28 protein-coding genes and 1 pseudogene are annotated in these 24,900 nt (G+C 69.4%); 18 read left to right on the forward strand and 11 right to left on the reverse strand.

The genetic code is table 11. The features are described from left to right. Positions 1 to 72: 72 nt before the first annotated feature. Positions 73 to 1,326, forward strand: a complete 1,254-nt coding sequence (locus SNAS_RS08520; RefSeq protein ID WP_013016997.1) for an MFS transporter — start codon at positions 73 to 75, stop codon at positions 1,324 to 1,326. Between the two features lie 6 nt (positions 1,327 to 1,332). Here SNAS_RS08520 and SNAS_RS08525 read toward each other — a convergent pair whose 3' ends face one another. Continuing rightward, positions 1,333 to 1,998: a cation diffusion facilitator family transporter gene (locus SNAS_RS08525; protein WP_013016998.1), complete on the reverse strand. Its 666-nt coding sequence runs from the start codon at positions 1,996 to 1,998 to the stop codon at positions 1,333 to 1,335. Next, positions 1,995 to 2,360, reverse strand: coding sequence for an ArsR/SmtB family transcription factor (locus SNAS_RS08530; RefSeq protein WP_041624673.1), 366 nt, complete (start codon positions 2,358 to 2,360; stop codon positions 1,995 to 1,997). Before SNAS_RS08530 ends, SNAS_RS08525 begins: the two co-directional genes overlap by 4 nt. A gap of 140 nt (positions 2,361 to 2,500) precedes the next feature. On the opposite strand from SNAS_RS08530, the gene SNAS_RS08535 reads away from it, so the two are divergent. Next, the gene (locus SNAS_RS08535) at positions 2,501 to 3,724 is read left to right on the forward strand and encodes a cytochrome P450 (RefSeq protein WP_013017000.1); all 1,224 of its coding nucleotides are present in this window, start codon (positions 2,501 to 2,503) and stop codon (positions 3,722 to 3,724) included. Between the two features lie 170 nt (positions 3,725 to 3,894). On the opposite strand, the gene SNAS_RS08540 is transcribed toward SNAS_RS08535, so the two are convergent. Further along, a complete protein-coding gene (locus SNAS_RS08540) occupies positions 3,895 to 4,947 on the reverse strand; it encodes a hypothetical protein (protein WP_144300436.1) in 1,053 nt (350 codons plus the stop codon). Positions 4,948 to 5,075: 128 nt separating this feature from the next. Here SNAS_RS08540 and SNAS_RS08545 point away from each other — a divergent pair, with 128 nt between their 5' ends. From SNAS_RS08545 to SNAS_RS08560, 4 genes and pseudogenes are all read left to right on the forward strand, one after another. Then, positions 5,076 to 6,233 carry a sensor histidine kinase gene (locus tag SNAS_RS08545; protein WP_013017002.1) on the forward strand — a complete coding sequence of 386 codons (1,158 nt, stop codon included), beginning with the start codon at positions 5,076 to 5,078 and terminating at the stop codon, positions 6,231 to 6,233. A 4-nt stretch (positions 6,234 to 6,237) separates the two neighbouring features. Continuing rightward, positions 6,238 to 6,860: pseudogene (locus SNAS_RS08550) on the forward strand (response regulator). Positions 6,861 to 6,898: 38 nt separating this feature from the next. Beyond that, positions 6,899 to 7,480: a dihydrofolate reductase family protein gene (locus tag SNAS_RS08555; protein WP_013017004.1), complete on the forward strand. Its 582-nt coding sequence runs from the start codon at positions 6,899 to 6,901 to the stop codon at positions 7,478 to 7,480. 80 nt (positions 7,481 to 7,560) lie between these two features. Continuing rightward, complete coding sequence (locus SNAS_RS08560; protein ID WP_013017005.1) at positions 7,561 to 8,061, forward strand: anthrone oxygenase family protein; 501 nt, start codon at positions 7,561 to 7,563, stop codon at positions 8,059 to 8,061. A 123-nt stretch (positions 8,062 to 8,184) separates the two neighbouring features. On the opposite strand, the gene SNAS_RS08565 is transcribed toward SNAS_RS08560, so the two are convergent. Further along, entirely contained in the window at positions 8,185 to 8,940 is a 756-nt protein-coding gene (locus SNAS_RS08565; protein ID WP_013017006.1) for an ABC transporter permease, read from the reverse strand. Next, a complete protein-coding gene (locus SNAS_RS08570) occupies positions 8,940 to 9,851 on the reverse strand; it encodes an ABC transporter ATP-binding protein (protein WP_013017007.1) in 912 nt (303 codons plus the stop codon). Before SNAS_RS08570 ends, SNAS_RS08565 begins: the two co-directional genes overlap by 1 nt. 194 nt (positions 9,852 to 10,045) lie before the next feature. Here SNAS_RS08570 and SNAS_RS08575 point away from each other — a divergent pair, with 194 nt between their 5' ends. The 5 genes from SNAS_RS08575 to SNAS_RS08595 all read left to right on the forward strand — a co-directional run bounded on the left by SNAS_RS08575 (position 10,046) and on the right by SNAS_RS08595 (position 14,109). Then, positions 10,046 to 11,224, forward strand: a complete 1,179-nt coding sequence (locus SNAS_RS08575) for a sensor histidine kinase (protein ID WP_013017008.1) — start codon at positions 10,046 to 10,048, stop codon at positions 11,222 to 11,224. Next, on the forward strand, positions 11,221 to 11,907 hold the full coding sequence (locus tag SNAS_RS08580) for a response regulator (RefSeq protein WP_013017009.1): 687 nt from the start codon (positions 11,221 to 11,223) through the stop codon (positions 11,905 to 11,907). The genes SNAS_RS08575 and SNAS_RS08580 overlap by 4 nt, the downstream gene beginning before the upstream one ends. 99 nt (positions 11,908 to 12,006) lie before the next feature. After that, a complete protein-coding gene (locus SNAS_RS08585) occupies positions 12,007 to 12,618 on the forward strand; it encodes a hypothetical protein (protein ID WP_013017010.1) in 612 nt (203 codons plus the stop codon). Between the two features lie 11 nt (positions 12,619 to 12,629). Then, entirely contained in the window at positions 12,630 to 13,574 is a 945-nt protein-coding gene (locus tag SNAS_RS08590; RefSeq protein ID WP_013017011.1) for an NADP-dependent oxidoreductase, read from the forward strand. Between the two features lie 187 nt (positions 13,575 to 13,761). After that, positions 13,762 to 14,109, forward strand: coding sequence for an MmcQ/YjbR family DNA-binding protein (locus SNAS_RS08595; RefSeq protein ID WP_013017012.1), 348 nt, complete (start codon positions 13,762 to 13,764; stop codon positions 14,107 to 14,109). On the opposite strand, the gene SNAS_RS08600 is transcribed toward SNAS_RS08595, so the two are convergent. Beyond that, positions 14,106 to 15,407, reverse strand: a complete 1,302-nt coding sequence (locus tag SNAS_RS08600; protein ID WP_013017013.1) for an MFS transporter — start codon at positions 15,405 to 15,407, stop codon at positions 14,106 to 14,108. The two genes, SNAS_RS08595 and SNAS_RS08600, sit on opposite strands and share 4 nt — an antisense overlap. Positions 15,408 to 15,726: 319 nt before the next feature. Here SNAS_RS08600 and SNAS_RS08605 point away from each other — a divergent pair, with 319 nt between their 5' ends. From SNAS_RS08605 to SNAS_RS08625, 5 genes are all read left to right on the forward strand, one after another. Continuing rightward, positions 15,727 to 15,993: a hypothetical protein gene (locus SNAS_RS08605; RefSeq protein ID WP_013017014.1), complete on the forward strand. Its 267-nt coding sequence runs from the start codon at positions 15,727 to 15,729 to the stop codon at positions 15,991 to 15,993. 136 nt (positions 15,994 to 16,129) lie between these two features. After that, complete coding sequence (locus tag SNAS_RS08610) at positions 16,130 to 17,143, forward strand: serine hydrolase (protein ID WP_013017015.1); 1,014 nt, start codon at positions 16,130 to 16,132, stop codon at positions 17,141 to 17,143. 87 nt (positions 17,144 to 17,230) lie between these two features. Continuing rightward, positions 17,231 to 17,566: a VOC family protein gene (locus tag SNAS_RS08615; protein ID WP_013017016.1), complete on the forward strand. Its 336-nt coding sequence runs from the start codon at positions 17,231 to 17,233 to the stop codon at positions 17,564 to 17,566. A gap of 158 nt (positions 17,567 to 17,724) precedes the next feature. Continuing rightward, positions 17,725 to 18,447, forward strand: coding sequence for a hypothetical protein (locus tag SNAS_RS08620; RefSeq protein WP_013017017.1), 723 nt, complete (start codon positions 17,725 to 17,727; stop codon positions 18,445 to 18,447). A gap of 9 nt (positions 18,448 to 18,456) precedes the next feature. Next, positions 18,457 to 18,765: a hypothetical protein gene (locus SNAS_RS08625; RefSeq protein ID WP_144300437.1), complete on the forward strand. Its 309-nt coding sequence runs from the start codon at positions 18,457 to 18,459 to the stop codon at positions 18,763 to 18,765. 156 nt (positions 18,766 to 18,921) lie between these two features. On the opposite strand, the gene SNAS_RS08630 is transcribed toward SNAS_RS08625, so the two are convergent. Continuing rightward, positions 18,922 to 19,263, reverse strand: a complete 342-nt coding sequence (locus tag SNAS_RS08630; protein WP_013017019.1) for an NIPSNAP family protein — start codon at positions 19,261 to 19,263, stop codon at positions 18,922 to 18,924. 13 nt (positions 19,264 to 19,276) lie between these two features. Continuing rightward, complete coding sequence (locus SNAS_RS08635; RefSeq protein ID WP_013017020.1) at positions 19,277 to 20,254, reverse strand: helix-turn-helix transcriptional regulator; 978 nt, start codon at positions 20,252 to 20,254, stop codon at positions 19,277 to 19,279. 82 nt (positions 20,255 to 20,336) lie between these two features. Here SNAS_RS08635 and SNAS_RS08640 point away from each other — a divergent pair, with 82 nt between their 5' ends. After that, positions 20,337 to 20,792, forward strand: coding sequence for a hypothetical protein (locus SNAS_RS08640; RefSeq protein ID WP_013017021.1), 456 nt, complete (start codon positions 20,337 to 20,339; stop codon positions 20,790 to 20,792). Here the strand turns inward: SNAS_RS08640 and SNAS_RS08645 are convergent. From SNAS_RS08645 to SNAS_RS08655, 3 genes are all read right to left on the reverse strand, one after another. Then, complete coding sequence (locus tag SNAS_RS08645; RefSeq protein ID WP_013017022.1) at positions 20,779 to 21,999, reverse strand: RNA polymerase sigma factor; 1,221 nt, start codon at positions 21,997 to 21,999, stop codon at positions 20,779 to 20,781. The genes SNAS_RS08640 and SNAS_RS08645 overlap by 14 nt on opposite strands. Continuing rightward, positions 21,996 to 22,346 (reverse strand): YciI family protein, encoded by a 351-nt coding sequence (locus SNAS_RS08650; RefSeq protein WP_013017023.1) that lies wholly within the window; start codon positions 22,344 to 22,346, stop codon positions 21,996 to 21,998. Before SNAS_RS08650 ends, SNAS_RS08645 begins: the two co-directional genes overlap by 4 nt. A gap of 69 nt (positions 22,347 to 22,415) precedes the next feature. Beyond that, positions 22,416 to 24,404 carry an elongation factor G gene (locus SNAS_RS08655; RefSeq protein ID WP_013017024.1) on the reverse strand — a complete coding sequence of 663 codons (1,989 nt, stop codon included), beginning with the start codon at positions 24,402 to 24,404 and terminating at the stop codon, positions 22,416 to 22,418. Positions 24,405 to 24,697: 293 nt separating this feature from the next. Here SNAS_RS08655 and SNAS_RS08660 point away from each other — a divergent pair, with 293 nt between their 5' ends. Then, the gene (locus tag SNAS_RS08660; RefSeq protein ID WP_013017025.1) at positions 24,698 to 24,877 is read left to right on the forward strand and encodes a hypothetical protein; all 180 of its coding nucleotides are present in this window, start codon (positions 24,698 to 24,700) and stop codon (positions 24,875 to 24,877) included. Positions 24,878 to 24,900 lie beyond the last annotated feature (23 nt).

Consider the following 24,900-nt stretch of genomic DNA (forward strand, 5'->3'; position numbering starts at 1 on the left):
GTTTCGCTGCTCGGATTCAGTACAGACTGAATCCATCGACACTAGACAGGCGGCGGACCTACCGTTCCCGTCATGACCGCACCCCCACGCTCCCCGTCGCTGTTCCGCGACCGCCACTTCCGATTCGTCTTCGCCGCCGACAGCGTCAGCAAACTCGGCGTCCAGGTCAGCTACCTCGTCCTGCCCGTCCTCGCGCTGACCACCCTGGACGCCAGCGCCGCCGAGGTCGGCGTGCTCGGCGCGCTGGGACCGGCGGCCTTCCTCCTGATCGGACTGCCCGCCGGAGCCTGGCTGGACCGGATCCGGCGCCGCCGGGTCATGATCGCCGCCGACGTCGTGCGCGCCGTCCTGTTCGCCTCGATCCCGCTGGCCTGGGCCGCCGACGCCCTCACTCTCGCGCAGCTGTACCTGGTGGCGCTGGCGACCGGCATCGCCACCGTCTTCTTCGACATCGCCGCGATGAGCTACCTGCCACACCTGGTCGGCCGGGACCGGCTGCTGGCCGCCAACTCCACCCTCCACAGTGTCAACGCGGTCGCCGAGATCTCCGGCCGCGGCCTGGGTGGCCTGCTGCTGCAACTGGCCACCGCCCCGTTGGCCATCGCGGTCAACTCGCTGACGCTGCTGTGGTCGGCGGTGTTCATCGGCCTGATCCGGCGCCCCGAACCCCGCCCCGAACCGGTACGGCGACGCCACCTCGGCCGCGAGATGCGCGAGGGCCTGTCCCACGTGTTCGGCCACGGCCACCTGCGGGTCATCGCGATCGAGTCCGCGTGGGCGAACGTGTGCCTGCGCGTCATCGTCACGATGATCCCGATCCTGTTCATCGTCGAGCTGGGGCTGCCGGAAGCCTGGCTCGGCGGGTTCCTGGCGGTGGGCGGCATCGGCGTCTTCGCCGGTTCACTGGCGGCCCGGGGCCTGGGCGCCCGACTCGGCCACGGCCGGGCGCTGTGGATCGTCGGCGCCACCTGCACGCCCTTCGTGCTGCTGGTGCCGTTCATCGACCGGGGCGCGATGCTGTGGCTCGGCCTGGGCGGCTGGCTGGTGGCGACGTTCAAGGTCGGCGTCGACGGCGTCCTCAAGACCAGCATCCGGCAGCGCACCACCCCCGATCGCTTGCAGGGCCGCATGAACGGCACCTTCCGGACCCTCATCACCGGGGCGCTGGCCGTCGGGTCACTCGCGGCGGGGCTGCTGGCCGAGGCCAGCACCGTGCGGGCGGCGCTGTGGGTCGGCTCGGCCGGGCTGGCGCTGGGCTGGCTGCTGCTGTTCGCCTCACCGCTGCGGACGATGCGGGAACTGCCCACACTGGTCAAAGCCGCGTGACGGCGCTCAGCAGCAGCCGTCCTGGCAGGCCTGCTCCGCGCCGGGGGCGGCGCAGTCGTCGCAAGCCTCGCCCCGCCACGCCTGCACGCCCTCGCGGACGGCGACGGCGGCGATCACCAGGGCCGCGGCGGGATCCGCCCAGGACCAGCCGAGCACCGCGTTGAGCGTCAGTCCGATGAGGAGCACCGCGGACAGGTACGTGCACAACAGCGTCTGGGTCGAGTCGGCCTCCACACTGGCCGACCCCAGCTCGCGGCCGGTGCGGCGCTTGGCCCACACCAACAGCGGCATCACCACCACCGAGACCGCCGCCAACCCGATGCCCACCCCCGAGGGCTGGGCGGCCTCGCCCACCAGCAGCGAGCGGACCGAGTCGAAGCCGACCCAGGCCGCCAGCGCGAAGAACGACACCGCGATCAGCTTGAGCGCCAAGCGTTCCCGGGCCTCGGGCAGTGTGGAGCGGAACTGCCAGATCACCACGGTCGCCGAGGAGACCTCGATGCCGGAGTCGATGCCGAAACCGATCAGGGCCGTGGAGGACGCGACGGCGCCGGCGATGATGGCCACGACGCCCTCGGCGACGTTGTAGCCGACCGTGGCATAGGCCAGCCGCAGACTGCGCCGGTTCAGCCGCTCGCGTCGCGACGGGGTCAGCGGCGCGAGGGCCGTCACGGCGTCTCCACAGTGGCGTCCGTGGGGCACACCGCCACGGCGTGACCGGTCGCGGTCAGCACGCCCTCGGCGGCGATCAGGAGGTCCATCAGTTCCGGGCGGGTCAGCGAGTAGAACGACTGCCGTCCTTCGGCGCGGGAGTTCACCAGTCCGCAGTCCCGCAGGCAGGCCAGGTGTTTGGACACCGTGGACTGCGCCAGTCCCAGTCGCTCGGTCAGGTCGACCACGCGGGCCTCGCCGGTGGCGAGGTACTGCACGATCCGCAGCCGGGTCTCGTCGGACAGCGAGTGGAACAGGGCCGCCGCCGGAGGCACCCCGGCCTCGATCTCGGCGCTCATGCAGGGGACAGAATCAATCGCCATATGGCGATGATAACGCCTGACTGGAATCAGTTGCTGATGGCACACATGACGTCATTATTCTTGGGTCTGGCTTGGTGTTGCGTCATTATGATGTCATAGTGGCGGAAGTGAGTTTTCCGTCTCCTGGCAAAGGAACCGACATGCCTCCATCCCTTCCCGAGGTCTCCGCCCTGGCCGTGGCCCGTTCCGAAACGACGCCGTTCGATCCCTCCGAGGAGCTGGCCCGGCTGCATCGAGAACAACCCGTGACCCGGGTGGTCTATCCCGACGGCCACGTCGGCTGGCTGGTGACCGGACGCGCGGCGGCGCGGGCGGTGCTGGCCGACCCCCGGTTCTCCTCCCATATCGAGGTCATGCACCTGCCGGTCGACATGGGTGAGGTGCCGGAGGAGTACGTCTCCGCCGACGGCACCCTGGCGCCGCCGAAGGCGCCCGGCGAGTTCACCAACATCGACGGGCCCGAGCACGCCCGCTACCGGGGCCTTTTGACCGGCAAGTTCACCGTCCGCCGGATGCGGCAGCTGAGCGACCGCGTCGAGCAGTTCACTGAGGATTGTCTGGACGCCATGGAGTTCAAGGGATCCCCGGCCGACCTCGTGGAGGCGTTCGCCCGGCCGATCCCGGCGATGGTGATCTGCGACCTGCTCGGCGTCCCCTACGAGTCGCGGGAACAGTTCGAGCGCAAGGCCGAGATCGTCGTCGGCAACGAGGGCAGCCCGCAGGAGGTGTACGAGGCCTTCGGCGAACTACAGCGGTACCTGTCGGGACTGGTGCGGCAGAAGCGGATCGAGGCGACCGACGACCTGCTCAGCGATCTGACCACGACCGACCTCACCGACGAGGAGCTGACCAACATCGGCGTGGTGCTGTTGGGCGCGGGGCTCGACACCACCGCGAACATGCTGGCGCTGGGCACGTTCGCGCTGCTGCGCGAACCCGAACAGCTGGAGGCCTGGCGCTCGGAACCGGAGCTGACCGACTCGGCCGTGGAGGAACTGCTGCGGTACCTGAGCGTCATCCCGTACACCGTCCGCACCGCCACGACCGACGTCGCGGTGGCGGGGCAGCTGATCAAGGCTGGGGAGTCGGTGACACTGTCCATTCAGGCCGTCAACCGCGACCCGGAGCACTTTCCCGAACCCGACCGGCTCGACCTGCGCCGTTCGGCGCGCGGGCACCTGACCTTCGCGCACGGCATCCACCAGTGCCTCGGCCAGCAACTGGCCCGGGTGGAGCTGCGGGTGGCCTTCCCGGCGCTGCTGCGGCGGTTCCCCGACCTGCGGCTGGCGGTGCCGCCCGGCGACGTGCCACTGCGCGCCGGTGGCTCGATCTACGGTCTGCGACGGTTGCCGGTCACCTGGTGAGATGAAGCCAGACTCGTCGTGGGCTCGTGGGCTCGTGGGCTCGTGGGCTCGTGGGCTCGTGGGCTCGTGGGCTCGTGGGCTCGTGGGCTCGTGGGCTCGTGGGCTCGTGGGCTCGGCAGCGTGACGCGGCCGCGAGGGTGTCCTCGCGGCCGCGCCGATCGACTCGTCCGTCAGTCCCTTCCGCACACTCCACAGGCGAGCCTGCGGCGGCGGTGGTACGACAGCGCCGCTACGAACAGCGCCGCACCCCACACCGGCCACAGTGTCTCGGGCATGTTGGTCACCCACTTGTCCTCGACACCCATGACGAAGGCCATCCGGATGTACATGCTGCCCGCCGAGGTCACCAGCATCGCGACCACGGTCGCCGGGACCACCGCCAGCATCGGTGGGACCCGCTTGCCGCGCAGGCCGATCATCCACCGGGGGAAGACCTCGCCCCAGCGCTGGATCAGCCCCAGCGTCAGCACCGCGCCCAGCGCGCCCAGGCTCGCCAGCGCCGCGCCCGCGAGCCACAGTCCGTTCTCCTGCCCCTCGCGGTACCACTCGGCGTCGATGCCGAGCGTGAAGCCCAGCGCCCACAGCCACCGGGTGGTGCAGTAGATCAGCGGGGTCACCACGGCGACGACGACGGCGGGCTTGCCCCACTGCACCAGCCGCGAGCCGGTGCCGTGTCCGTCGCGACCGCAGTTGCCGCAGGCGTCGGCGGTGCGGCGTTTGTAGGCCAGCGCGGTCAGGATCCACGCGATGCCCAGCAGTTGCAGGATCAGCAGGTTGAGGCTGGGCCACTGGTACAGGTCGCCGAAGCCCACGCCCTCGGGCCAGCCGAACAACAGCTTCGACACGGTGAGTATCGGGGTGTAGGCCACCACGATCAGCGGCCGGTAGTCCTGGATGACGATGGTCAACGCGAAGGCGATGACGAGCGCGGCGGTGATGAACGCGATCCGGGCCGGACCGCGACCCACGCCGCGGGTCAGCAGCAGCGCCAGGATCGCGCCGAGCAGTCCCGCCACCGCGAACACCGCGCCCGTCGGTTCGGGGGTGGCGAAGCCGAGCAGGTTACCGGCGATGGCGTCCCTGCCCGACTCGACCATCGTGGGATCGCCGACACCGAACGGGAACCCGGCGCCGCCGAGACTCCAGTACAGGCCGAGCACGCCGTAGCCGAACGAGACCAGGGCGGTGAGGTATCCGATCCATTGGGGCCAGTTTCTTCTCATGCCCCAAGCCTCGGGCCCCACGGCCGGGACGGCCATATGCCGTCCGGGACAAAACCCGGCCGCTGACGTGGGGTGATGTGCCGATCGGCATATCGCGGTGGCGGCCGAAGCCGCATAGGCTCACGGTCATGCGAACCTGGCGGCCAGTGCTCGCGGGGGCCGGAACCCTCGCCTTGATCTTCGGGGTGCTGGTGCTGCCCGCCGATCCGTGGCTGTTCATGGTGGCGCCGACACTGGGGTGTCTGGTCACGGCGGCGCTTATGGCCAGCTGGCCGCTCAGCCGGGCCTGGGTGCCGCTGGCCTCGGGGCTGGTGGGCGCGGTGTCCCTGGGCGTCACCGCCGTGATGACGGCGCTGCGGCTCGGCGCCGGCGAACCGAGCCCGGTCGCGCCGACCAGCCTGTGGCTGATGCTGGAACCGGCGGTGCTGCTGATCTTCGTGTACCTGCCGGTGCGGTGGTCCCGGCCGTCGGCGGCGGTGTGGACCGGTGGCGCGGCGGGGCTGGGCGTGGCGTTGAACGTGCAGCGCTACATCACCGACACCAGCTTCGGGGAACGCGTCGCCGCCAGTGCCCTGTGGATGATCTTCGCGGTCGCCACCGGCACGGTCGCCTGGTACCTGCGCAGCCTTGCCGAGGCACGCGGCCGGGCCATCGCCGAGGCCCGGCAGACGCAGCGGCTGGAACTGGCCGCCGACCTGCACGACTTCGTCGCCCACGACGTCAGCGAGATCGTCGCCCAGGCGCAGGCGGGCCGGATGGTGCTGGCCCCCGACCCCCGGCTGGCCGAGGTCCTGGAACGCATCGAGGTCGCCGGGCTGCGAGCGCTGGCCTCCATGGACAGAACCGTCCACATGCTTCGCGAGACCGACGGCGCCACCGTCGCCGCCCCCGGCGTGCTGGCCGACCTCGACGAACTGGTGTCCCGCTTCGAATCCGCCGGGACCACCGCCGCCCGGCTGGACAACGGCTTCACCGGCTCCGCGCCCCGCGAGATCGCCGCCGTGGCCTACCGGGTCGTGGTGGAGGCGCTCACCAACGTCCGCCGCCACGCCGCCACCGCCACCCGGGTCACGGTGGCACTGGCCGAACGCGACGATCACCTCGTCGTCACGGTCACCGACGACGGCCGCGGCGAGACCACCGCGTCCGACCGGACCTCGGCGGGCACCGGCCTGGCCGGACTGTCCGAACGGGTCACCGCCCTGGGTGGCGACCTGACCACCGCGACCATCAGGCCGCATGGCTGGCGCCTCACCGCCCGGCTGCCGCTGACCGAAGGAACCTGAAGCCATGCCGATCCGCGTACTCATCGCCGACGACCAGGAGGGCATCCGCAGCGCCTTACGGTGGTGGCCGAGGCCGCCGACGGCAACAGCGCGCTGTCCCAGGCGCGGGCCCTCACACCCGACGTCGTGCTGGCCGACATCCGGATGCCCGGCATCGACGGCCTCGAACTCACCCGCCGGCTGGCCGGGCCCGAGGTCGCCGACAAGCTGCGCGTCGTCGTGGTCACCACCTTCGACCTCGACGAGTACGTCTACTCGGCGCTGCGCGACGGCGCCTGCGGCTACCTCCTCAAACGCTCCGGCCCGACGCTGCTGGTCGAGGCGATCCGGGCCGCGATGACCGGCGACACCCTCATCAGTCCGCAGATCACGGTGCGGCTGCTGCGCGAGATGATGCGTCCCGAACCGAAGTCCGCCGACACCTCGGTCCTCAGCGAGCGCGAACTCGAGGTCGTCGCGCTGGTGGCCCAGGGCCTCACCAACGCCGAGATCGCCGAGAAACTGTTCATCAGCGCCGGGACCGCCAAGAACCACCTGGCGAACGTGCAGGCCAAACTCGGGGTCGGCAATCGAGTCGGCATCGCCGCCTGGGCCTGGGAGACCGGGGTGCACCGTCCACATCGATAGAGTCCACAATGTTAATCGATCTCTCGAAAGGCTCACCAATGCGCAAGTTGTGCTACTTCGTCGGCATCACCGTCGACGGTTTCATCGCCGCCCCCGACGGGGACCTCGGCCATTACGACATCACCCCGCCGCTGGTGGAGTTCCTGAGCAGCCAGTACCCCGAGACGCTGCCGACGCCCGCGCGGGCCGCGATGGGCATCGACGCGCCGAACCGGCGCTTCGACACCGTCGTGATGGGACGCGGCACCTACGAGCCCGGCATCGCCCAGGGCGTGGCCAGCCCCTACGCCCACCTGCGGCAGTACGTCGCGTCGAGTTCACTGTCCAGTCCCGACCCGGCGGTCACGGTCGTGTCCGACCCGGTCGCGACGGTGCGGGAACTCAAGAACGAGGAGGGCCTGGACATCTGGCTGGCCGGTGGCGGCGGACTGGCCGCGACGCTGATCGACGAGATCGACGAACTCGTCGTCAAGGTCTACCCGGTCGTCGCCGGGGCCGGAATCCCGTTGCTGTCCAACGGTTTCAACCCGAAGGCCCTGCGGCTGGCCAACACCGTGGAACTGGAGAGCGGCCACCTCGTCCTCAGCTACGATCTGACAGCCCCGCGACAGTCCACGTAAGACCCGCCCACCGGGGACTCCGTCCCTCCGAGTCCCGTCTCCCCTCACCCCTTTGCCCACTTGATCCCGAACGGATACCCATGCGAATCCTCAGCACCATCACCCTGCTCCTTTCCACCCTCAGCGCCGGGCTCATGGCCGGTCTGTTCGCCGGTTTCGCCTACGCGGTGATGCCGGGTCTGCGCAACAGCGCCGACCGCACCCTCATCGAAGCCATGCAGCGCATCAACGTGGCCATCATCAACCCGGTGTTCATGACCGCGTTCATGGGCGGACTGCTGTTCACCGTGGGCGCGGTCGCCCTGCACTGGCGCGGCGACCTGCGGCCGGTACTGCCGTGGGTGATCGCGGGCTGCGTCCTGTTCCTGGTCATGTTCGGCGTCACCAGCGCGGTGAACGTGCCGCTCAACGACGCCCTCGCGCGCGCCGGGGACCCCGACAAGATCGCCGACCTGGCGGCGGTGCGGGAGAGCTTCGAGGCCCGCTGGATCACCTGGAACATCGTGCGGGCGCTGGCGGCCACCGGTTCGTTCGCCTGCTTCTGCTGGGCGTTGATCGCCCACGGCCGCCACACCGTCTGACCCACCGGACGTCGGCGAGCCCGACGCCACCCGAATCGGACGCCACCCGGCCCGGACTCCACCCAGTTCGACGGACGTCGTGTGGGACCGGCGAAAGCCGATCCCACACGACGTCCGCGGCCCTCACGCCTCCCGGCGGCGAGTCACCAGATAACCGCCCAGCAGTGCCGTCGCCACCCAGGCCAGCAGGATGAACGCCGCGCCGGTGACGTTGTAGTCGACGCTGAAGATGGGGTCGTTGTCGGGGAACATCCGCATCAGCGACTGACCCACCTGGTCGGGCAGGTACTGCGCCAACTCCTTGACCTTCGGGATGTTGCCGAAACCCTGCGAGTTCAAAAACAGCAGCGGCATCAGGATGCCCAGCGCCCCGATGGAACTGCGCAGTGTCGCCGTCAGTCCCATCGCGAACAGGCCGATCATCGGCAGGTACAGGCAGGCACCCAGGATCGCCAGCCACAGGGTCTTGTCGTCCAGCGGCGGCGCGTAGTCGCCCAGCGTCAGTCGCGTCATGACCTGGCTGACCGCCACCGCCAACACCGCGACGCCGGTGAGGATCAGCCCGCCCGCGATGAACTTGGCGGTGAGGAACCGGACCCGGCCGGGAACCGCGATCAGCGAGGTGCGGATCGTGCCGGTGGAGAACTCGTTGCCCACCAACAGCACCGCGAACACGACCAGGCACATCTGGCTGAGGGTCAGCGGATAGAAGGCCGCGAACCGCATCGCGGTGTCGTCCTTGACCAGGTCGGAGTTGCGCCAGGCCGCGCCCAGCAGCGCCCCGAGCCCGCCGGTCAGGACGATGGTCAGCGGCAGCGTCCAGGCGGTGGCGCGGGTCGAGCGGGCCTTGACCAGCTCGGAACGGATCAGGGCGAGCATCAGGGGTTCCTTCCGGGGCGGGCGGCGAATTGCAGGGAGTCGCTGGTCAGTGCCATATAGGCGTCCTCGAGCGTGGTGCGGCGCGGTGCCACCTCGTGCAGGGCGATGCCCTTGCCGGCGGCCAGGTCGCCGATCGCGGCGACGTCGAGGCCGTTGACCAGCAGTGCGTCGGCCTCGCGGGCGACGGCGGCGCCCTCGGCCTCCAGCACCTGGGCCAGCTCGTCAGCGCGCGGGGAACGCACCGAGATGCCCCGCTGGAACCGTTCGGCCAGTTCGGATACCGAGGTGTCGGCGATCAGTTTGCCGCGCGCGATGATGATCAGCCGGTCGGCGGTCAGTTCCATCTCGCTCATCAGGTGGCTGGAGATCAGGATGGTGCGGCCCTCGTCGGCCAGACCCCGGGTCAGCTCCCGGATCCACCGCACCCCGTCAGGGTCGAGCCCGTTGACCGGTTCGTCCAGGATCAACACGTCCGGGTCACCCAACAGCGCCGCGGCGATGCCGAGCCGCTGCTTCATGCCCAGCGAGAACTTGCCGACCCGTTTGCGGGCCACCCCGGCCAGGCCCACCTGCTCCAGGACGGCCGAGACCCGCTCGTCGCCGATGCGGTTGGCGTAGGCGATGGCACGCAGGTGCGACAGGGCGCTGCGTCCAGGGTGGACGTCACCGGCGTCCAGCAGCGCGCCGACCGAGCGGGTCGGTTCGGACAACCGCGGGTACCGCTCGCCCTTGACGAGGGCTTCGCCCTCGGTGGCGGCGGCCAGGCCGAGCAGGATGCGCATGGTGGTGGTCTTCCCGGCGCCGTTGGGGCCGAGAAAACCGGTGACGGAGCCGGGTTCGACCGTGAACGACAGGTCGTCGACGGCGGTCGTGGCCCGGTAACGCTTGACGAGCCCGCGAATGTCGATCATGTGATGCCTCCGAGGCTGGGGAAATCCATGCCCACAAGCCTCACGATTTCTGGGACCGTCCGCATCGGAGCCGGGGCGGATTCCGTGCCTCGGACCGGGGGATGGCGGTGCGACGAAGAACCGCGAAACTCCGACCCGGGTATGACCGACCGAGGTCTGATGCCGCATTTGACCTGGAGAGTTACTGTCGTCCCATGCGCAATCCACCCGATGACGACGACGGCCCGGCGCCGCTGTTCTCCCGGCGGCTGAGCCGGGGCCAGCTCATCGCGCTGGACTGTGTGGCCGCCGTCGGCTACGTCCTGGCGCTGCTGCCGTTCAGCTCCCGCACCGGGGCGCCATCGTGGACGGTGCTGCTGTTCGCGGCGGCCACCGGCCTGCCGGTCGCGCTGCGGCGGCTGTGGCCGGTGCCGGTCTTCGCCGTGGTCCTTTCCGCGTCGGTGACGTCACTGTTCTTCGACGTCCCGCGCGACTCCTTCGTCGCCGCCGGGTTCGCGCTGTACCTGGTGGCGCTGACGGTGCGGTTCGACCACCGCTGGCTGACCAGCTTCATCGGGGTGGCCACCATCGTGTTCGGGCTGGTGCTGTCGGTGGCGGGCACCGTGTCCGCCCCGTACGAGGCCGTCGCCTCCGGCCTGCTGGGCTGCGTCGCCCTGGGTATCGCCTGGACGCTGGGCCGGGCGATCCGCGACCGCCGCGCCCAGGCCGACAAGGCCGCCCGGCGGCTGGCCGCCGAACTGGTCTCGCAGGAACGGCTGCACATCGCCCGGGAACTGCACGACGTGGTGGCGCATTCGATGAGCCTCATCGCGGTGAAGGCGGCGGTGGCCAACCACGTCGCCGCCAAGCACCCCGACGAGGCGCACAAGGCGCTGACCGTCATCGAGACCACCGCCAAGACCGCGCTGACGGAGATGCGGCGGCTGCTGGGGGTGCTGCGGTCCGAATCGGAGGAGGCCGCCGAACTGGCCCCGGCGCCCGGCCTGTCCGAACTGCCCGCGCTGGCCCGGCGGGCGGCGCTGGCCGGGGTGCGGGTCGACATCCGGGCCGACGCGACCGTCAGCGACCTGCCCACCGGCCTGGACCTGTCGGCCTACCGCATCGTCCAGGAAGCGGTGACCAATGTGGTCAAACACGCGGCACCCGCGAACTGCCACGTCGACGTCAGCCACGTCGACGACCAGCTGCGCATCCGCGTCACCGACGACGGCCCCGGCGGCCGGGTGCTGCCCGGCGACACGGCCGGACACGGCCTGGTCGGCATGGCCGAACGGGTGGCGATGTACGGCGGCGAGTTCGACGCCGCGCCCCGGCCCGGCGGCGGCTTCGCCGTCTCGGCGAAGATCCCCTACCCGGCCGAGGTGACCGCATGACCGAACCGATCTCGGTGCTCGTCGTCGACGACCAGTCGCTGCTGCGCGGCAGCTTCACCCTCCTCATCGACACCGAGGACGACCTGCGCGTCGTCGGCGAGGCCGGAACCGGGGTGGAGGCGGTGGACGCGGCCCGGCGGCTGCTGCCCGACGTCGTGCTCATGGACGTGCGGATGCCCGACATGAACGGCATCGAGGCCACCCGCCGCATCTGCGGCGACCCCGCGCTTTCCGGAGTGCGGGTCCTGATGCTCACCACCTTCGACCTCGACGAATACGTCTACTCCAGCTTGCGCGCCGGCGCCAGCGGCTTCCTGCTAAAGGACGTCCCGCCCACGCAACTGCTGCACGCCATCCGGGTGGTCGCCAACGGCGAGAGCCTGCTGGCGCCCAGCGTCACCCGGCGGCTGGTGGCCGAGTTCGTCGCCCGCCCACACGAGTCCACGGTGGCCAGCACCGACCTGGCCGCCGTGACCGAACGGGAGCGCGAGGTCCTGACCCTGGTCGCCAGGGGACTGTCCAATACCGAGATCGCCGAGCGGCTGCACCTGAGCCTGGCCACCGTCAAGACCCACATCGGGCACCTGCTGCGCAAACTGACGGCCCGGGACCGGGCGCAACTGGTGATCGCCGCCTACGAGTCCGGGCTGGTCACCGCGAGCGCCCCGCGCGGCTCGCGGTAACAACACATAGGACGATCCTCGGCGGCGGCGCGGCCCCCGGCATCGACGGAAATCGTTACGATGTCGCACGGACCGCCACCCGCCCGCGAAAGGACGGCCATGACCCACCCGTACACCTCCCAGCCAGAGGAGGAACGACCGCACGGCTTCTCCTACGAGCCCGGCAACGTGGCCCCGGTGACCGGTGCCCCGTATCCGGAGGGGATGGGGTTCTCGACGCCGGTTCAGAAGCCCCGCCGCCCCGGCACTGTCACCGCCGCGATCGTGCTGCTGTGGGTACTGGCCGGACTAACGATCCTGCTGGCGCTGCTGCTCGGCCTGCTGGTCCTGGTGAGCGCGGTGCAGCCGCCCGAATCCCCGGTGGGGGCGCCCAACCTCGTCACCGCCGTGTTCGCCGTCCTGCTGTTGGGCGGCTTCGCGGCACTGATGATGGTCGCGGCGATCCGGCTTCCCAAGAAGGCCGACTCGGCGCGGGTGATGGCGCTGACCCTGATGGGCTTCTTCGTCTTCAGCAACCTGAGCTACATCGTCCTGGCCATCGGCACCTTCACCAGCGGCAACTCGCTGGTGATCACCCGCAACGTCGTCGGCGTCTTCGTGTCGCTGCTGCTGGCTGCGATGCCCGCCACCGTGATCGTGTTGCTGTCACTGCGGAAATCCGTGGCCTGGTTCTATGACAGAAGCGAACCCGAAGGTCCCCGACAGCCGTAAGGACGAATCCGATGACCGACATGCGCGTGGTGACACAGGACGAGCTCGGCGGCCCCGAGGTGCTGCGGCTCGCGACCGCCCCGGTCCCCGAACCCGGCCCCACCGAGATCCTGGTCCGGGTCGAGGCCGCCGGACTCAACCCGGTCGACACGAAGATCCGCCGAGGCGGCGGTTTCATGGGCGAGCCCCCGTTCACGCTCGGCTGGGACGTGTCCGGCGTCGTCGAGGCGATCGGCCCCGGCGTGCGCCGCTTCGACGTCGGCGACGAGGTACTCGGCATGCCCGGCTTCCCGCGCAAGGGCCGCGATGGCGCCTACGCCGAATACGTCATCGGCGGCTCCCGCCAGTTCGCCCACAAACCCGAGGCCCTGACCCACGTCGAGGCCGCCGGACTGTCGCTGGCGGGCCTCACCGCCTGGCAGGCCCTTGTGGACCTCGGCGGCATCCGGAAGGGCCACACCGTCCTCATCCACGCGGCCGCCGGGGGAGTGGGACACCTCGCGGTCCAGATCGCCGCCGCCCACGGCGCCCACGTCATCGGCACCGCCAGCGCCCCCAAACACGACTTCGTCACGAGCCTCGGCGCCGCCGAGGTCATCGACTACACCGCCGTCGACTTCACCGAGGTCGTCTCCGATATGGACATCATCCTGGACACTGTCGGCGGCGAGTACGGGCCCCGCAGCCTCGACGTCCTCAAACCCGGCGGCGTCTTCGTCCCGCTGCCGTCTCCGCACGACCCCAAACTCACCGCACTGGCCGCCGAACGCGGCGTCGACGCCCGCCAACTGCTGGTCGAACCCGACCGCGCCGACCTGGAGGCCTTGACGGCCCTGGTGGTCGCGGGCAAACTGCGCGTCCACGTCGCCAGGAGCTTCCCGCTGGCCGACGTGGTGGAAGCGCACCGGGAACTGGAGACCGGCCGCACCAAGGGCAAACTCGTCCTGACCGTGTGAGGCGACGAAGGTGCCGTCCCTCGCGTCATGGGGGAACACGAAGGACGGCACGCGGTTCGCGCCCGGGGGAAAGGTGGCGTCTATTCTCCGCGCGAACCGCACACCGGGTAGAAAATGGTGTGCGCGGCACTGTAGCCGCCTCGCGCAAACGCCGCCGTTGTCACCGGCATCGGTTAGCGTGGCCGCCATGACGCCTGACGAACTGCGGGAACTGCTGCTGAGTTTCACCGCCTCGGTCGAGGGCCGCCCGTTCACCCGGCACCCCGAGATCACGACGTTCAAGGTCAGCGGCAAGGTGTTCGCGCTGGCCAGGCTGGACGACAAACCCATGACGGTCATGCTCAAGTGCGATCCGGAGGAGGCGATCCGGCTGCGGCAGGAACACGACGCGATCGTCGGCGGCTTCAACAAACGGCACTGGAACTACGTCACGATCGACGGCAGCCTGCCCGACGACCTGATCGAGGAGCTGATCACCGACTCCTACGATCTGGTGGTCGCCGGGCTGCCGAAGTCGAAACGGCCGCCGGGCTAGCCGACGTCGAGCTCGTCGTCCTTGGTCTCACGCAGGAAGAAGTACACCGGCAGCGACACCAACGTCAGAACCACGATGTACCAAGGGAACCAGGAACCGAGTTCGAGACTGGACAGATAGGTGCCCACATAGGGCGCGGTACCGCCGAACAGCGCGACGGTCAGGGAGTACGGGAAACCGATACCCGCCGCCCGCACCCGGGCCGGGAAGATCTCCACCATCACCGCCGCGGCGATCGCGGTGTACCCGCTGAGGAACACCATCGCCACCAGCGACACCGACAGCAGGCTGATGAAGCTGGTGTCCACCGCGTTCAACAGCGGAACCGTCAGGATCGCCAGCCCGGCCGAGAAGGTCAGCAACATCGGTTTGCGTCCGATCCGGTCGGACAGCATCCCGGCCAGCGGTTGCAGCACGATGAAGAACGCCAACGCGATCGTCGAGACCAGCAGCGCCTTGCTGGGGTCGTACTTCACCGAGGTCTCCGCGTAGGACGGCAGGTACACGGTCCAGGTGTAGTACGAGATCGTTCCCGCGACCGTGATCCCGATGATCAGCAGCGACTTGCCGGGGTACCGGGTCAGGAACGAGAACATGTGCGGCCGCTTGACGGTGCCCTCGCGCAGCGCCTGCGCGTCGGGGTGCGTCTCGTGGGCGCCCTTGCGGATCCACAGACCCACGATGCTGGCGACGGCGCCCACGAGGAACACCACCCGCCAACCCCAGGCCTCCATGTCGGCCTTCGACAGCTGCGAGGCCATCAGCGCGGCCAGCCCGGCCGCCGCCAACTGCCCGGTCGTCGTCGACACGTACTGGAAACTGGAGAACAGTCCCCGCCTGCCCGGCCCGGCCGACTCGACCAGGAACGTCGTCGACGCGGCGAACTCGCCGCCGACCGACAAGCCCTGGATCAACCGCGCCAACACCAACAGGATCGGCGCCAGCACACCCACCTGCGCGTACGTCGGGCTGACGGCCAGCAACAGGCCACCGGCACCCATGAGCGTGATCGTCAACGTCAGGGCCGAACGCCTGCCGAACCGGTCGGCGAACCAACCCAGCAGCAGACCGCCGACCGGCCGCATGAAGAACCCGACCGCGAAGATCGCGAACGTGTTCAGCAGCGGCACCAGCGGCCCACCGCCCTCGGGGAAGAACTGGCTGGAGAAGTAGACGGCCAAAAACGAGTAGGCGTACCAGTCGTACCACTCGACCAGGTTGCCGACCGAGGCGGCGGCCAGCTGGCGAGTACGGCTCATGGGGGCGCCCGCGGGCGCGGGCAGGGGTGGGGCGGTCATGGGAACCTGCTTTCGGGCGGGGCAAAGGTCATGAACCGCCACAACCCCACAGCATCGGACGTTATTTCACTCCTTACCGATGTCCCGCTGACTGAGATCACCGGTTGCGGCCTGCCGATACTCTCCCCGGGACGCGAGGAGAAGACAGGGACATGTTGATGTCTGGCGTGGATCTGGTGGAAGTTCAGCCACCGGGACCGGGAGATCTACTGGGGTGACGAGCTCGCGCCCCTGAAGGCTCCGCGTCACGAGCATCGTGGACGACGCGGTGGTGGTGGAGGGCCGTGCGGACTGGGGTGACGGGGTAAAACCGTCCTGAGTGCGGGTCCTCGACCTGTACACCGGTGAGGAGCGATTCCGGGCCGGAGCCAGGGTACCGCTGGGACAGGAAGTCAGTGGCAATGGGGTGCAGGCCGCCGAGACGGTGCCCCGCGCGGGTGAGAAGCGATACCTGTTCGAAGGCAGCGACGTTGACGATCGCTGGCTCAATGACCACGCACTGTCGCTCTTGGACGAGGATCTGCTGCTCGACGTCTACGCCTACGCCGCCGCCGGCGACGACGGCGAGGAGACAAAATGTCCGTAAACGTCCACACGCAACGTTACGCTTGGTAAGCGTTTTCTATCGAGTGTATGCGCGGTATATGCGCGTCACGTTCGTCGTGTACCTTACGGTTCTCGCTCCCCTATACCCGAAACGTTCATGAACCGCGGAGGTACATGTGACACCGAAGATGAAGCGCCGCGCCCTGCTGGGGGCCGGCGTTGGCTCGGTTGCCGTCATCGGCGCCGGGCTGGGCGTTCGGCAGGCGTTTGCCGACCCGAGCACCGAGGCGGCCTCGACACCCGCCGATGCCGCCAAGGCCATCAAGGAAAGCTTCGACTCCGAGACCAAGGCCGTCGGTGGCTGGTGGAACGGTTACATCAGCGTCGCCGACAAGGACGGCAAGCTGATCACCGCCGTCGACCAGAAGTCCGACGAGGTGCTGGAGGCGTGGAGCTGCAACAAGGTTCCGGTCGCCATCGCCGTGCTCGACAAGGTCGACCGGGGCGAGCTGAAGATCGACCAGCTCATTCAGGTCACCGCCGACATCATCGCCGAAGACGGTGACGGCATCTTCCGGCTAGACGACGCCTACCCCAGCCAGGTGACGATCGGTCACGTCCTGGCCAACCTGTTGACCATCTCCGACGACACCGCCGTGCGACTGTGCGGCACCGTCGTCCCGGGGCCGGAGATCAACGAGATCCTCAAGAAGAAGGGTTTCCCCAAGACCCAGGTCGAGCCGAAGCCGGACAACCCGAACCGGTTCTTCCTCGGCAAGACCACCCCCAAGGAGTCGCACGAGATCTGGCAGCAGCTCATCAAGGGCAAGCTGCTGTCCAAGGAGTCGACCGAGCGGATCCTCAACCTGACCCGCGCACCCGTCGCCTTCACCGACGGCATCCGCCGCAACATGTCCTCGGACGAGCGGCTGCGGATCGCCACCAAGGCGGGTTGGCTGAAGGACCAGCGCAACGAGGTCGGCGTCATCTACGACGCCGCGGGCGCCCCGGTCGTGACCTACACGATCTTCGGTGGCGGGCAGGGCAAGCCGGAGGACTTCGGCGCCACCCACCCGGCCGTTGAGGCGCGCGCCAAGCTGGGCCGCACCTGGCTGGACCTCATCGACAAGATCGAGGGCGCCAAGAAGCTGAAGACCGAGATCCCGGACTACGAGCCGCAGAACGGCTGAGCCGCGACGCGGTGAGCGGGACGTCCACTTGCGGACGTCCCGTTTTTTCGCGCGTCGCTGTCACAGGGTTCGGCTACCGTGCCGGGCATGAGCCTGAAGGTCATCAACGTCACCATTAACACCACCAACCCGGCCGAGCTCGCGCAGTGGTGGGTCACGGCGCTGGACGGGAAGGTCACCGCCGACTTCGGGGACTTCATCTTCACACAGGCCGGGGACATCGGGCTGGGCTTCCAGAAGGCCGAACCCAACCACCCCAACCGGGTTCACATGGACCTGGCCGCCGACGACCGGGAGGCCGAGGTGAACCGCTTGGTCGGCATGGGCGCCAAGCGGGTGGCCGACCACGAGGTGCCGGGGATCCAGTGGACGGTCATGAACGACCCGCACGGCAACGAGTTCTGTGTGAGCCAGGGGCACTGAGGCTTCGCGGCCGCCTGCTGCCACGAGCTTCAGCGGGACGGACGCTCGCGTCGGTGGCGCGACCGGGCCGGACGGCTGTTCGCATCCGGCCGGTTCGCGGTCGTTTCGGCCGGAACGAGTGGCGGTCGACGGTGGAATCCTGAGCTAGTTTGGGCGGCATGAATCCTCCCAGCTATGCCGCGCGGATCCGGCCGGTCATCGATCGGGTCTACACCGGTCTGCGGCGGGCCGCGATGCCCCGGCAGCGCGCGGTGTACGAGAAGTTCGGCGCCACGCCGGGCTTCGAATCGAGCTTCTACTTCGGACTTCTGGCCCGGCCGATGTCGGCGGCGGGCTTCGCCGCCGCCACGACCTACTCCGGAGCCGACATGACCGGCGAACGGGAACAGGGTGTGGCCACCGTGGATGACGACGGGAACTGGGGTCTCACCGAGCGGGGACGGGAGTTGGCGCTGGCCGTGCAGTGGGCGGTCGCCGACGGGGCCGAGGAGGCGTGGGGGCAGACCCCGATCGCGACCATGCCGGGCCTGAGCGTCGTGCCCCGGTTGGCCGAACTCGTCGGGCGGTTGCTGGACGCCGGGCGGGAATCGGGTGGGCCCGCGTTTCGGGCGCTGACACCGGTCTTCGAACCCGCCGACGCGACCCCGTCGCTGCTGCTGGCCAGCAGGTTGGGGGCGTTGCGGCACCATCGGGGCGACGCGCACCGGGCGGCCTGGCAGGGGCGGGGGCTCAGTCTCGACGAACTGCGCGAGCTGTCCGGGGGTGCCCAGCGGCAGGCCATCGAGGACGAGACCGATCGGCTCGACGCGCCGATCTACGCGGTTCTGACCGCCGACGAGCGGCTCGAGCTGCTCGCGGGTCTGGGCGCGCTGCCAGGGTAGGGGATGGTGGTGTCGCAGCCTCTGGAGCTACCGGCGGTGTTCCCGGCGCGGATGAACGGGCAGCAGTCGATGGTGATCGTGACCCGGGTGCAGATCAAGTGGCACCCGGCTCCGGCCGAGTTCTCCGCGAGCCGCATCGACGGCGGGGTCGTGGACATCGCGGCCATCACCGACGTCGGTACCCACGAGTTGGGTGCCAACAAGGTGTTGCGGTTGACCGCGGCCGGGGTCGTCACCCGGATGCACGCCGCCGCCGACCTCATCGACCGGGTACGGGACTACGTGTGGAAGCCCTCGGGCGACAGCGAGAGTCCATAGTGGTGCCGCCTTCCGGTCCCGAGGGGAACCGAAAGGCGGCACGCGGTCCGTCTCCTGCGTAGGCGGCCGGAAGGCATGGCCGTCTGGCGGACCGCGCACCGGACTGGCCCGGTGCGCGGGGCAGCGTAACCAGCCCGCGCAAATCGGTGCGACGGTTCAGGCGCCGTCGCGGCGCAGCGCGGCCACCGCCGCGTTCGGGGTCTCGATGACGATGGTGTGGTAACTGTCGATTCGCGACACGATCTCCTCCCGGGGACCCTCGCGCCACTCCCGGCTGGAGTAGAACGCGTCCTCCAGCCGGTCCCGCTCGGCCAGCGACGCGAACGCCCGCATCAGGTACGCCTCCTCGGCGCCGTCCTCGTCGAACAGCGAAGGTCCATGGTCGACGACGTCGATGCCGTACTCGGCGAGCATGGGAAGTGCGCGTTCGGCCATGATCCGGACGAAGTCCTCCCGCGTCCCCGGCTTCAATCGATAAGTGCGAATCTCCAGGATCATCGGACCACAGTAGTCACGAGGTCTGACATTCGTACAGCGCGAGCGTCCGGCGGACCGTGTCCGTCAGGCGCTGCCGCAGTTCCACCGGAGCCAGGACCTCGACCTCGGCACCGAGCTGCAACAGCTGCGTCTCCAACGCGCCCACCGACTCCATCGGGATGGTCGCCGTGACGCGGCCCTCGGCGTCGGCCGAACCGGCGGCGACCGCCTCGGCGGCGGCCTGACTGAGACAGTGCGGGACCTGTTCGGCGCCCCGCGCGCTCACCCGCACCACCGCCTCGTCGCGGTGCAACTGCGAGTGGAACTCCTCCAGCCGCTGCCGCCAGTACTGGGCCAGGTCGAAGTCGGACGGTCGCCGGAACCGCTCCTCGGTCAGGTCCAGCGACAGGATCTGTTTCACCCGGTACGTGCCGATCCGCGACGAGCCGCGCGCCACCGTGTACCAGCGGCCCGCCTTCAGCACGATCCCGTAAGGCTCCAACGTCCGCTCCACTTCGGTGGGTTCGCGCCAGCGGCTGTAGCGGACCCGGATGCGGCGCTGTTCCCACACCGCCTGGGCCACCGTCGACAGGAACGGGGAGGAGTCGGCCTCCCGGTACCACTGCGCCGCGTCCAGGTGGAACCGTTCCCGCAGTCGCACCGCCCGGTCGCGCAGTTCCTCCGGCAGCGCCGCCTGCAACTTCAGCTGCGCGGTCGCCATCGCCGCGCCGATGCCCAGTTCGGCGGCCGAGTCGCCGAGCCCCGCCAGCGACAGCGCCTCGGCCTCGGCGCCGGTCAGGCCGGTCAGCCGGGTGCGGTAGCCCCCCAGCAGCGTGTACCCGCCCGCGTGCCCGGCCTCGCCGTACAGCGGCACCCCGGCCTCGTGCAGCGCCTCGATGTCGCGGTAGACGGTGCGCACCGACACCTCCAGCTCCTCGGCGAGCTGGGCGGCGGTGAGACGACCGCGGTTCTGAAGCAACAGCAACAGCGAAAGAATCCGACTCGCTCGCATTCACTGACAATAGATGTCAGTGGTGCCCGGTTAGCCTTCGCCCGCGTTTCGACAATGTCCACGAACGGAAAGGCAACCGACGATGAGCAAGGACTTCGACTTCCTCCACGGCGAATGGGAGGTGGCGAACCGGCAGCTGACGAAGCACCTGGTCGGCAGCGACGACTGGCGGGAGTTCCCCGCGCGGTCCTCCTGCCGCGCCTTCTTCGACGGCAGCGGGAACGTCGACGAGATCACCTTCCCGACGCTGGGCTCGTCCGGTTTCACCATCAGCAGCTACGAGCCGAAGGCCGACCGGTGGTCGGTCTACTGGATCTCCAGCCGTGACGGGCTCATGGGCCCGCCGGTGAGCGGCGGCTTCAGCGACGGTGTGGGCACGCTCTACGGCGACGACGTCACCGGCGACGGCAAGCCGGTGCGCTGCCGGTTCCTGTGGACGCGGATCACCCCGACCTCGGCCCGGTGGGAGCAGGCCTACTCCGGCGACGGGGAACAGACCTGGGAGACCAACTGGATCATGGAGTTCACCCGGCGCTGATTTCGCCACGTCGCGAACTCAGATACGCCCGCTCGGTCGCGTTGGCCGAGCGGGCGATCGCCGCGTCGTAGGCGGCGCGGGCCTCGTCCCGTCTTCCCAAGCGCCGCAACAGGTCAGCGCGGATCGCGTGGTACAGGTGGTGCTTCTCCAGCGCCAGCCGCTCGACTTCGGACAGTGCCGCCTCGGCTCCGGCCACTTCGGCCAGCGCGACGGCCCGGTTGAGCGCGACCACCGGGCTGGGCGCGTGCACCGTCAACTGGTCGTACAGGGTCAGGATCTGCCGCCAGTCGGTGTCGGCGACACTGGACGCATCACTGTGGACGGCGTTGATGGCGGCCTGGATCTGGAACGGACCCGGCCGATCCCGCCGCAGGCACAACCGGACCAGCCCCTGCCCCTCGGCGACCAGCTCGCGGTCCCACAGCGACCGGTCCTGTTCGGACAGCGGTACCAGTGACCCGTCCGGGCCGGTGCGCGCGGCCCGCCGCGACCGCGACAGCAGCATCAACGCCAGCAGCCCCACCGCCTCGGGTTCGTCGGGCATGAGCTCCACCAGCAGCCGCCCCAGCCGGATCGCCTCGACGCACAGGTCGTCGCGGGTCAGGTCGGTGCCGGTCGCGGCGGCGTAACCCTCGTTGAAGATCAGGTACACCACGGTCAGCACCGACCGCAGCCGGTCGGGCAGGTCGGCGTCGTCGGGAATCCGGTACGGGATGCGGGCGTCGCGGATCTTTCCCTTGGCGCGCACCAGCCGCTGGGCCATCGTCGCCTCCGACACCAGGAAGGCACGGGCGATGTCGACGGTGGACAGTCCGCCCAGCAACCGCAGCGTCAACGCGATCCGCGCCGCCGGGGCCAGCGCCGGATGGCAGCAGGTGAAGATGAGGCGCAGCCGGTCGTCGCGCACGGGGCCCTCCGGGGGTGGGGTGTCGGGGGAGTGGACGAGCGCCGCCTGCGCGTGCTTCTCGTCCCGGACCGATTCGCGTCGCAGCCGGTCGATGGCCCGGTTGCGGGCGGTGGTGATGATCCACCCGGCCGGGCTGGGCGGCAGGCCCGTGTCGGGCCAGCGCCGCACCGCCTCGGTGAAGGCGTCGGCGACGGCCTCCTCGGCGATGTCGATGTCGCCGAAGACTCCGATGAGGACGGAAACGGCGCGGGCGTGCTCGCGTTGGAACACGCCCGCGACGTCCACGGGCGGCGTGGTCACTCGACCTCACCCTGGAACGGCCGCACCTCGATCGGCAGCCCGACGATGCGGGCCAGCTTGCGGCCCCATTCGAGGGCGGCGTCCAGGTCGGCGGCCCTGATGATGTCGAAGCCGCCGATGTACTCCTTGCCCTCGATGTAGGGGCCGTCGGTGGTGACCAGCTCGTCGTTCTTGTAGTGCAGGACGGTCGCGGTGCTCGGGTCGTGCAGGCCGTTGCCGAACACCCACGCCCCGGCGTCCCGCATCTCCTGGGCGAGTTCGCCCAGCTCGGCCATGATCGGGTCGAGCACCTCGGGCGGCGGGATCTCGCCCTGCGGCTGGTACATGGTGAGCAGGTAGTGCTTCATCTCAACCTCCTTGGTCACCCTCTACACGAACCACATGGTGCCGTATCGACACCGGCGGCGAGAAGTCTTCTACAGACCTCGCACACGCCGCTGCACCCGCAGCATGTACTCGTCCCGGTGGAGCGGATCGTTGTCGGTACGGGGCCGTGTCGGCACCTCACCGAGCACCCGCCGGTAGTGGTCGAAGGCACCGGCGAACATGCCCTCGCCGCTCGTCAGCGCGGGAAGCTGCTGCTCCAGTTCGTGCACCCGGGCCGCCGGGATCTCCCCGTCCAGGACGTAGGTGTCGCGGTGGGTGGTGGTCGTGTGGACGACCGCCCGCAGCCGCGACAGCACCGGCATCACCGCGCCGAAGGTGTCGGTCGGCAGCTCCAGGTCGAAGTGGTGCATCGGCTCGTACACCCGGGTGGTCGCGGCACGCAACGCGTCCATGAGCACCAGCGGCGTCAGGTTCCGGAAGTCACCGGCGGTGCTGGACAGCGACTTGTCGAACTTCTGGTGCGGCTTGCTCATCCGGGGGAAGTAGCCCGAGCGGTACAGCGTGACGACGCAGTCGGTCACCCGCCAGCCGTACAGGCCCTCGGCGAGGGTGGTGTACACGGTCTCCTCGATCGCCTTGATGAACGCCAGCGGCAGTCGCCCCAGCTGCTCGAAGCCCAGCCGGAACTCCACCCCGGAGTCCACCGGCGCCGGTTCCACCAGCAGGCCGATCCCGGCCAGGAACGGCTTGCCGTACTGGATGGCCTCGTACGCCCGCCCGGTGCCGACCGGCCGTTCGATGTGGATGGTGGACGACTCGCGGAAGTCGACCGCGACCCCGAACTCCTCGGCGAGCGTGGCCTCGATGACCTCCTTCTGCACCTCGCCGTACAGCGACACCGAGGTCTCGTCGCGGATGTCGTCACGGCGCAGGTTGATCAGCGGGTCCTGTTCGGACAGGATCGTCAGCGCGTCGTGCATCCGTCCCTTGTCGGACTCGGTCACGGGCACCACGACGGTCTCCAGGCTCGGCGGCGCGAAGTGGTGCTTCGCCCGCACACTCGGCGGGACACCGATCGCGTCACCGATGTTGACCTCGGCCAGTCCGGTCACCAGTGCGATGCGTCCGGCGCCGACCGATTCGGCGGCGGAGACCGTGCCGTCGGCGAACAGCCCGAGCCCGGTCACCTTGTCGGACTTGCCGGTGCCGTAACGCACCTTGTCGCGCACCCGCAGCTGTCCGGCGAAGATCCGCGCGTAGGCGAGCTTCTGGCCCGACGGTCCACGATCGACCTTGAACACGCTGGCCGACACCTCGCCGTCCACGGCGCCGACGGCCGGCGGCAGCAGCTCGGTGATGCCGCGGCTCAACGCCGCCACTCCCGAGCCGGTCATCGCCGACCCGAAGTACACCGGATGCACCAGCCCCGCCTGGGTCTGGGCGGCCAGCGACTTCCACACCCGCTCGGGTGCCGGTTCACCGTCTACAAAGGCGGCCAGCAGCTCGTCGTCGTTGACGGTGAGCACATCGGCCAGTGCCTCGGTGAAACCGTTGTCTCCCAGCTGAAACGGCGTGAACTCCGCGTCGCGGACACCCGGTGCCGACACCGTGCCCATCGCGATGCTCGCGTCGGTCAGCTTGCGGTGAATATTGTCCAGTGTGGCCTCATAGGCGGCGCCGGAACGGTCGATCTTGTTGACGAAGATCAGCGTCGGCACCCGCAGGCGGCGCAGCGTGCGCAGCAGCACCCGCGTCTGCGCCTGCACGCCCTCGACGGCAGACACCACCAACACCGCGCCGTCCAGCACACTCAGCACCCGCTCCACCTCGGCGATGAAGTCCGGGTGGCCGGGCGTGTCGATGAGATTGACGTCCACGCCGTTGAGCGCGAACGACACCACGGCGGATTTGATGGTGATGCCGCGCTGGCGTTCCAGCGCGAGTGAGTCGGTGTGGGTACTACCGTCGTCGACGCGTCCGACGGCGTCGATGACGCCCGCGTCGTACAGCAGCCGTTCGGTCAGGCTGGTCTTTCCGGCGTCAACATGGGCGACGATCCCCAGGTTCAGCGATGTCAAGCGTCAAGTCCTCTACGTGGGCGGCGATAAGCAGCTGGGTGAACTTGACAGCGGCTCGCATGTCGGCCTCCTCGTAGACGGATCTGACCTGGGCATTACAACACCGTGGGCGCCGCGCGGCAACCGAATTTCCGCGACGCCTTACCCGGCCTTACCCCGAGGGCCCCGGGTAAGGCCGGGTAAGGCGTCCTAAGGCCCACAGCCGAGGTGCTTGCCCGATGCACCCCGGGCGCCCTTAGGCCGAAAGTTGGTCTCACACCGAACGACGGTGGCAGGTCAACAAGGAGCACACAGTGAGTTACGACTACGAAATTGCCAACCAGCGCATCAACTCGATGATCGAGGACGCCAACGCCTTCCGGCTGGCCCGTCAGGCCCGGGAAACCAAGCCCGTGCGACGTGGTCTCAAGGCGCGGCTGTTCCGCTCGTCACGGGCGCACGGCTCACACCGACGTCTCGAGCGGCTTATCTGAGAGAGGCTGTGTCAGCATGGCGG

It is taken from the genome of Stackebrandtia nassauensis DSM 44728, assembly GCF_000024545.1.
In the GTDB taxonomy this organism is placed as follows: Bacteria; Actinomycetota; Actinomycetes; order Mycobacteriales; family Micromonosporaceae; genus Stackebrandtia; species Stackebrandtia nassauensis.

Coding starts and splice junctions, on each gene's coding strand:
- SNAS_RS08620 (WP_013017017.1), top strand. CDS start 17,725: ATGAATCCTCCCAGCTATGCCGCGCGGATCCGGCCGGTCATCGATCGG.
- SNAS_RS08590 (WP_013017011.1), top strand. CDS start 12,630: ATGACCGACATGCGCGTGGTGACACAGGACGAGCTCGGCGGCCCCGAG.
- SNAS_RS08615 (WP_013017016.1), top strand. CDS start 17,231: ATGAGCCTGAAGGTCATCAACGTCACCATTAACACCACCAACCCGGCC.
- SNAS_RS08540 (WP_144300436.1), bottom strand. CDS start 4,947: ATGAGAAGAAACTGGCCCCAATGGATCGGATACCTCACCGCCCTGGTC.
- SNAS_RS08535 (WP_013017000.1), top strand. CDS start 2,501: ATGCCTCCATCCCTTCCCGAGGTCTCCGCCCTGGCCGTGGCCCGTTCC.
- SNAS_RS08530 (WP_041624673.1), bottom strand. CDS start 2,360: ATGGCGATTGATTCTGTCCCCTGCATGAGCGCCGAGATCGAGGCCGGG.
- SNAS_RS08650 (WP_013017023.1), bottom strand. CDS start 22,346: ATGAAGCACTACCTGCTCACCATGTACCAGCCGCAGGGCGAGATCCCG.
- SNAS_RS08600 (WP_013017013.1), bottom strand. CDS start 15,407: ATGACCGCCCCACCCCTGCCCGCGCCCGCGGGCGCCCCCATGAGCCGT.
- SNAS_RS08545 (WP_013017002.1), top strand. CDS start 5,076: ATGCGAACCTGGCGGCCAGTGCTCGCGGGGGCCGGAACCCTCGCCTTG.
- SNAS_RS08575 (WP_013017008.1), top strand. CDS start 10,046: ATGCGCAATCCACCCGATGACGACGACGGCCCGGCGCCGCTGTTCTCC.
- SNAS_RS08585 (WP_013017010.1), top strand. CDS start 12,007: ATGACCCACCCGTACACCTCCCAGCCAGAGGAGGAACGACCGCACGGC.
- SNAS_RS08565 (WP_013017006.1), bottom strand. CDS start 8,940: ATGCTCGCCCTGATCCGTTCCGAGCTGGTCAAGGCCCGCTCGACCCGC.
- SNAS_RS08520 (WP_013016997.1), top strand. CDS start 73: ATGACCGCACCCCCACGCTCCCCGTCGCTGTTCCGCGACCGCCACTTC.
- SNAS_RS08640 (WP_013017021.1), top strand. CDS start 20,337: ATGAGCAAGGACTTCGACTTCCTCCACGGCGAATGGGAGGTGGCGAAC.
- SNAS_RS08580 (WP_013017009.1), top strand. CDS start 11,221: ATGACCGAACCGATCTCGGTGCTCGTCGTCGACGACCAGTCGCTGCTG.
- SNAS_RS08570 (WP_013017007.1), bottom strand. CDS start 9,851: ATGATCGACATTCGCGGGCTCGTCAAGCGTTACCGGGCCACGACCGCC.
- SNAS_RS08560 (WP_013017005.1), top strand. CDS start 7,561: ATGCGAATCCTCAGCACCATCACCCTGCTCCTTTCCACCCTCAGCGCC.
- SNAS_RS08635 (WP_013017020.1), bottom strand. CDS start 20,254: ATGCGAGCGAGTCGGATTCTTTCGCTGTTGCTGTTGCTTCAGAACCGC.
- SNAS_RS08630 (WP_013017019.1), bottom strand. CDS start 19,263: ATGATCCTGGAGATTCGCACTTATCGATTGAAGCCGGGGACGCGGGAG.
- SNAS_RS08595 (WP_013017012.1), top strand. CDS start 13,762: ATGACGCCTGACGAACTGCGGGAACTGCTGCTGAGTTTCACCGCCTCG.
- SNAS_RS08555 (WP_013017004.1), top strand. CDS start 6,899: ATGCGCAAGTTGTGCTACTTCGTCGGCATCACCGTCGACGGTTTCATC.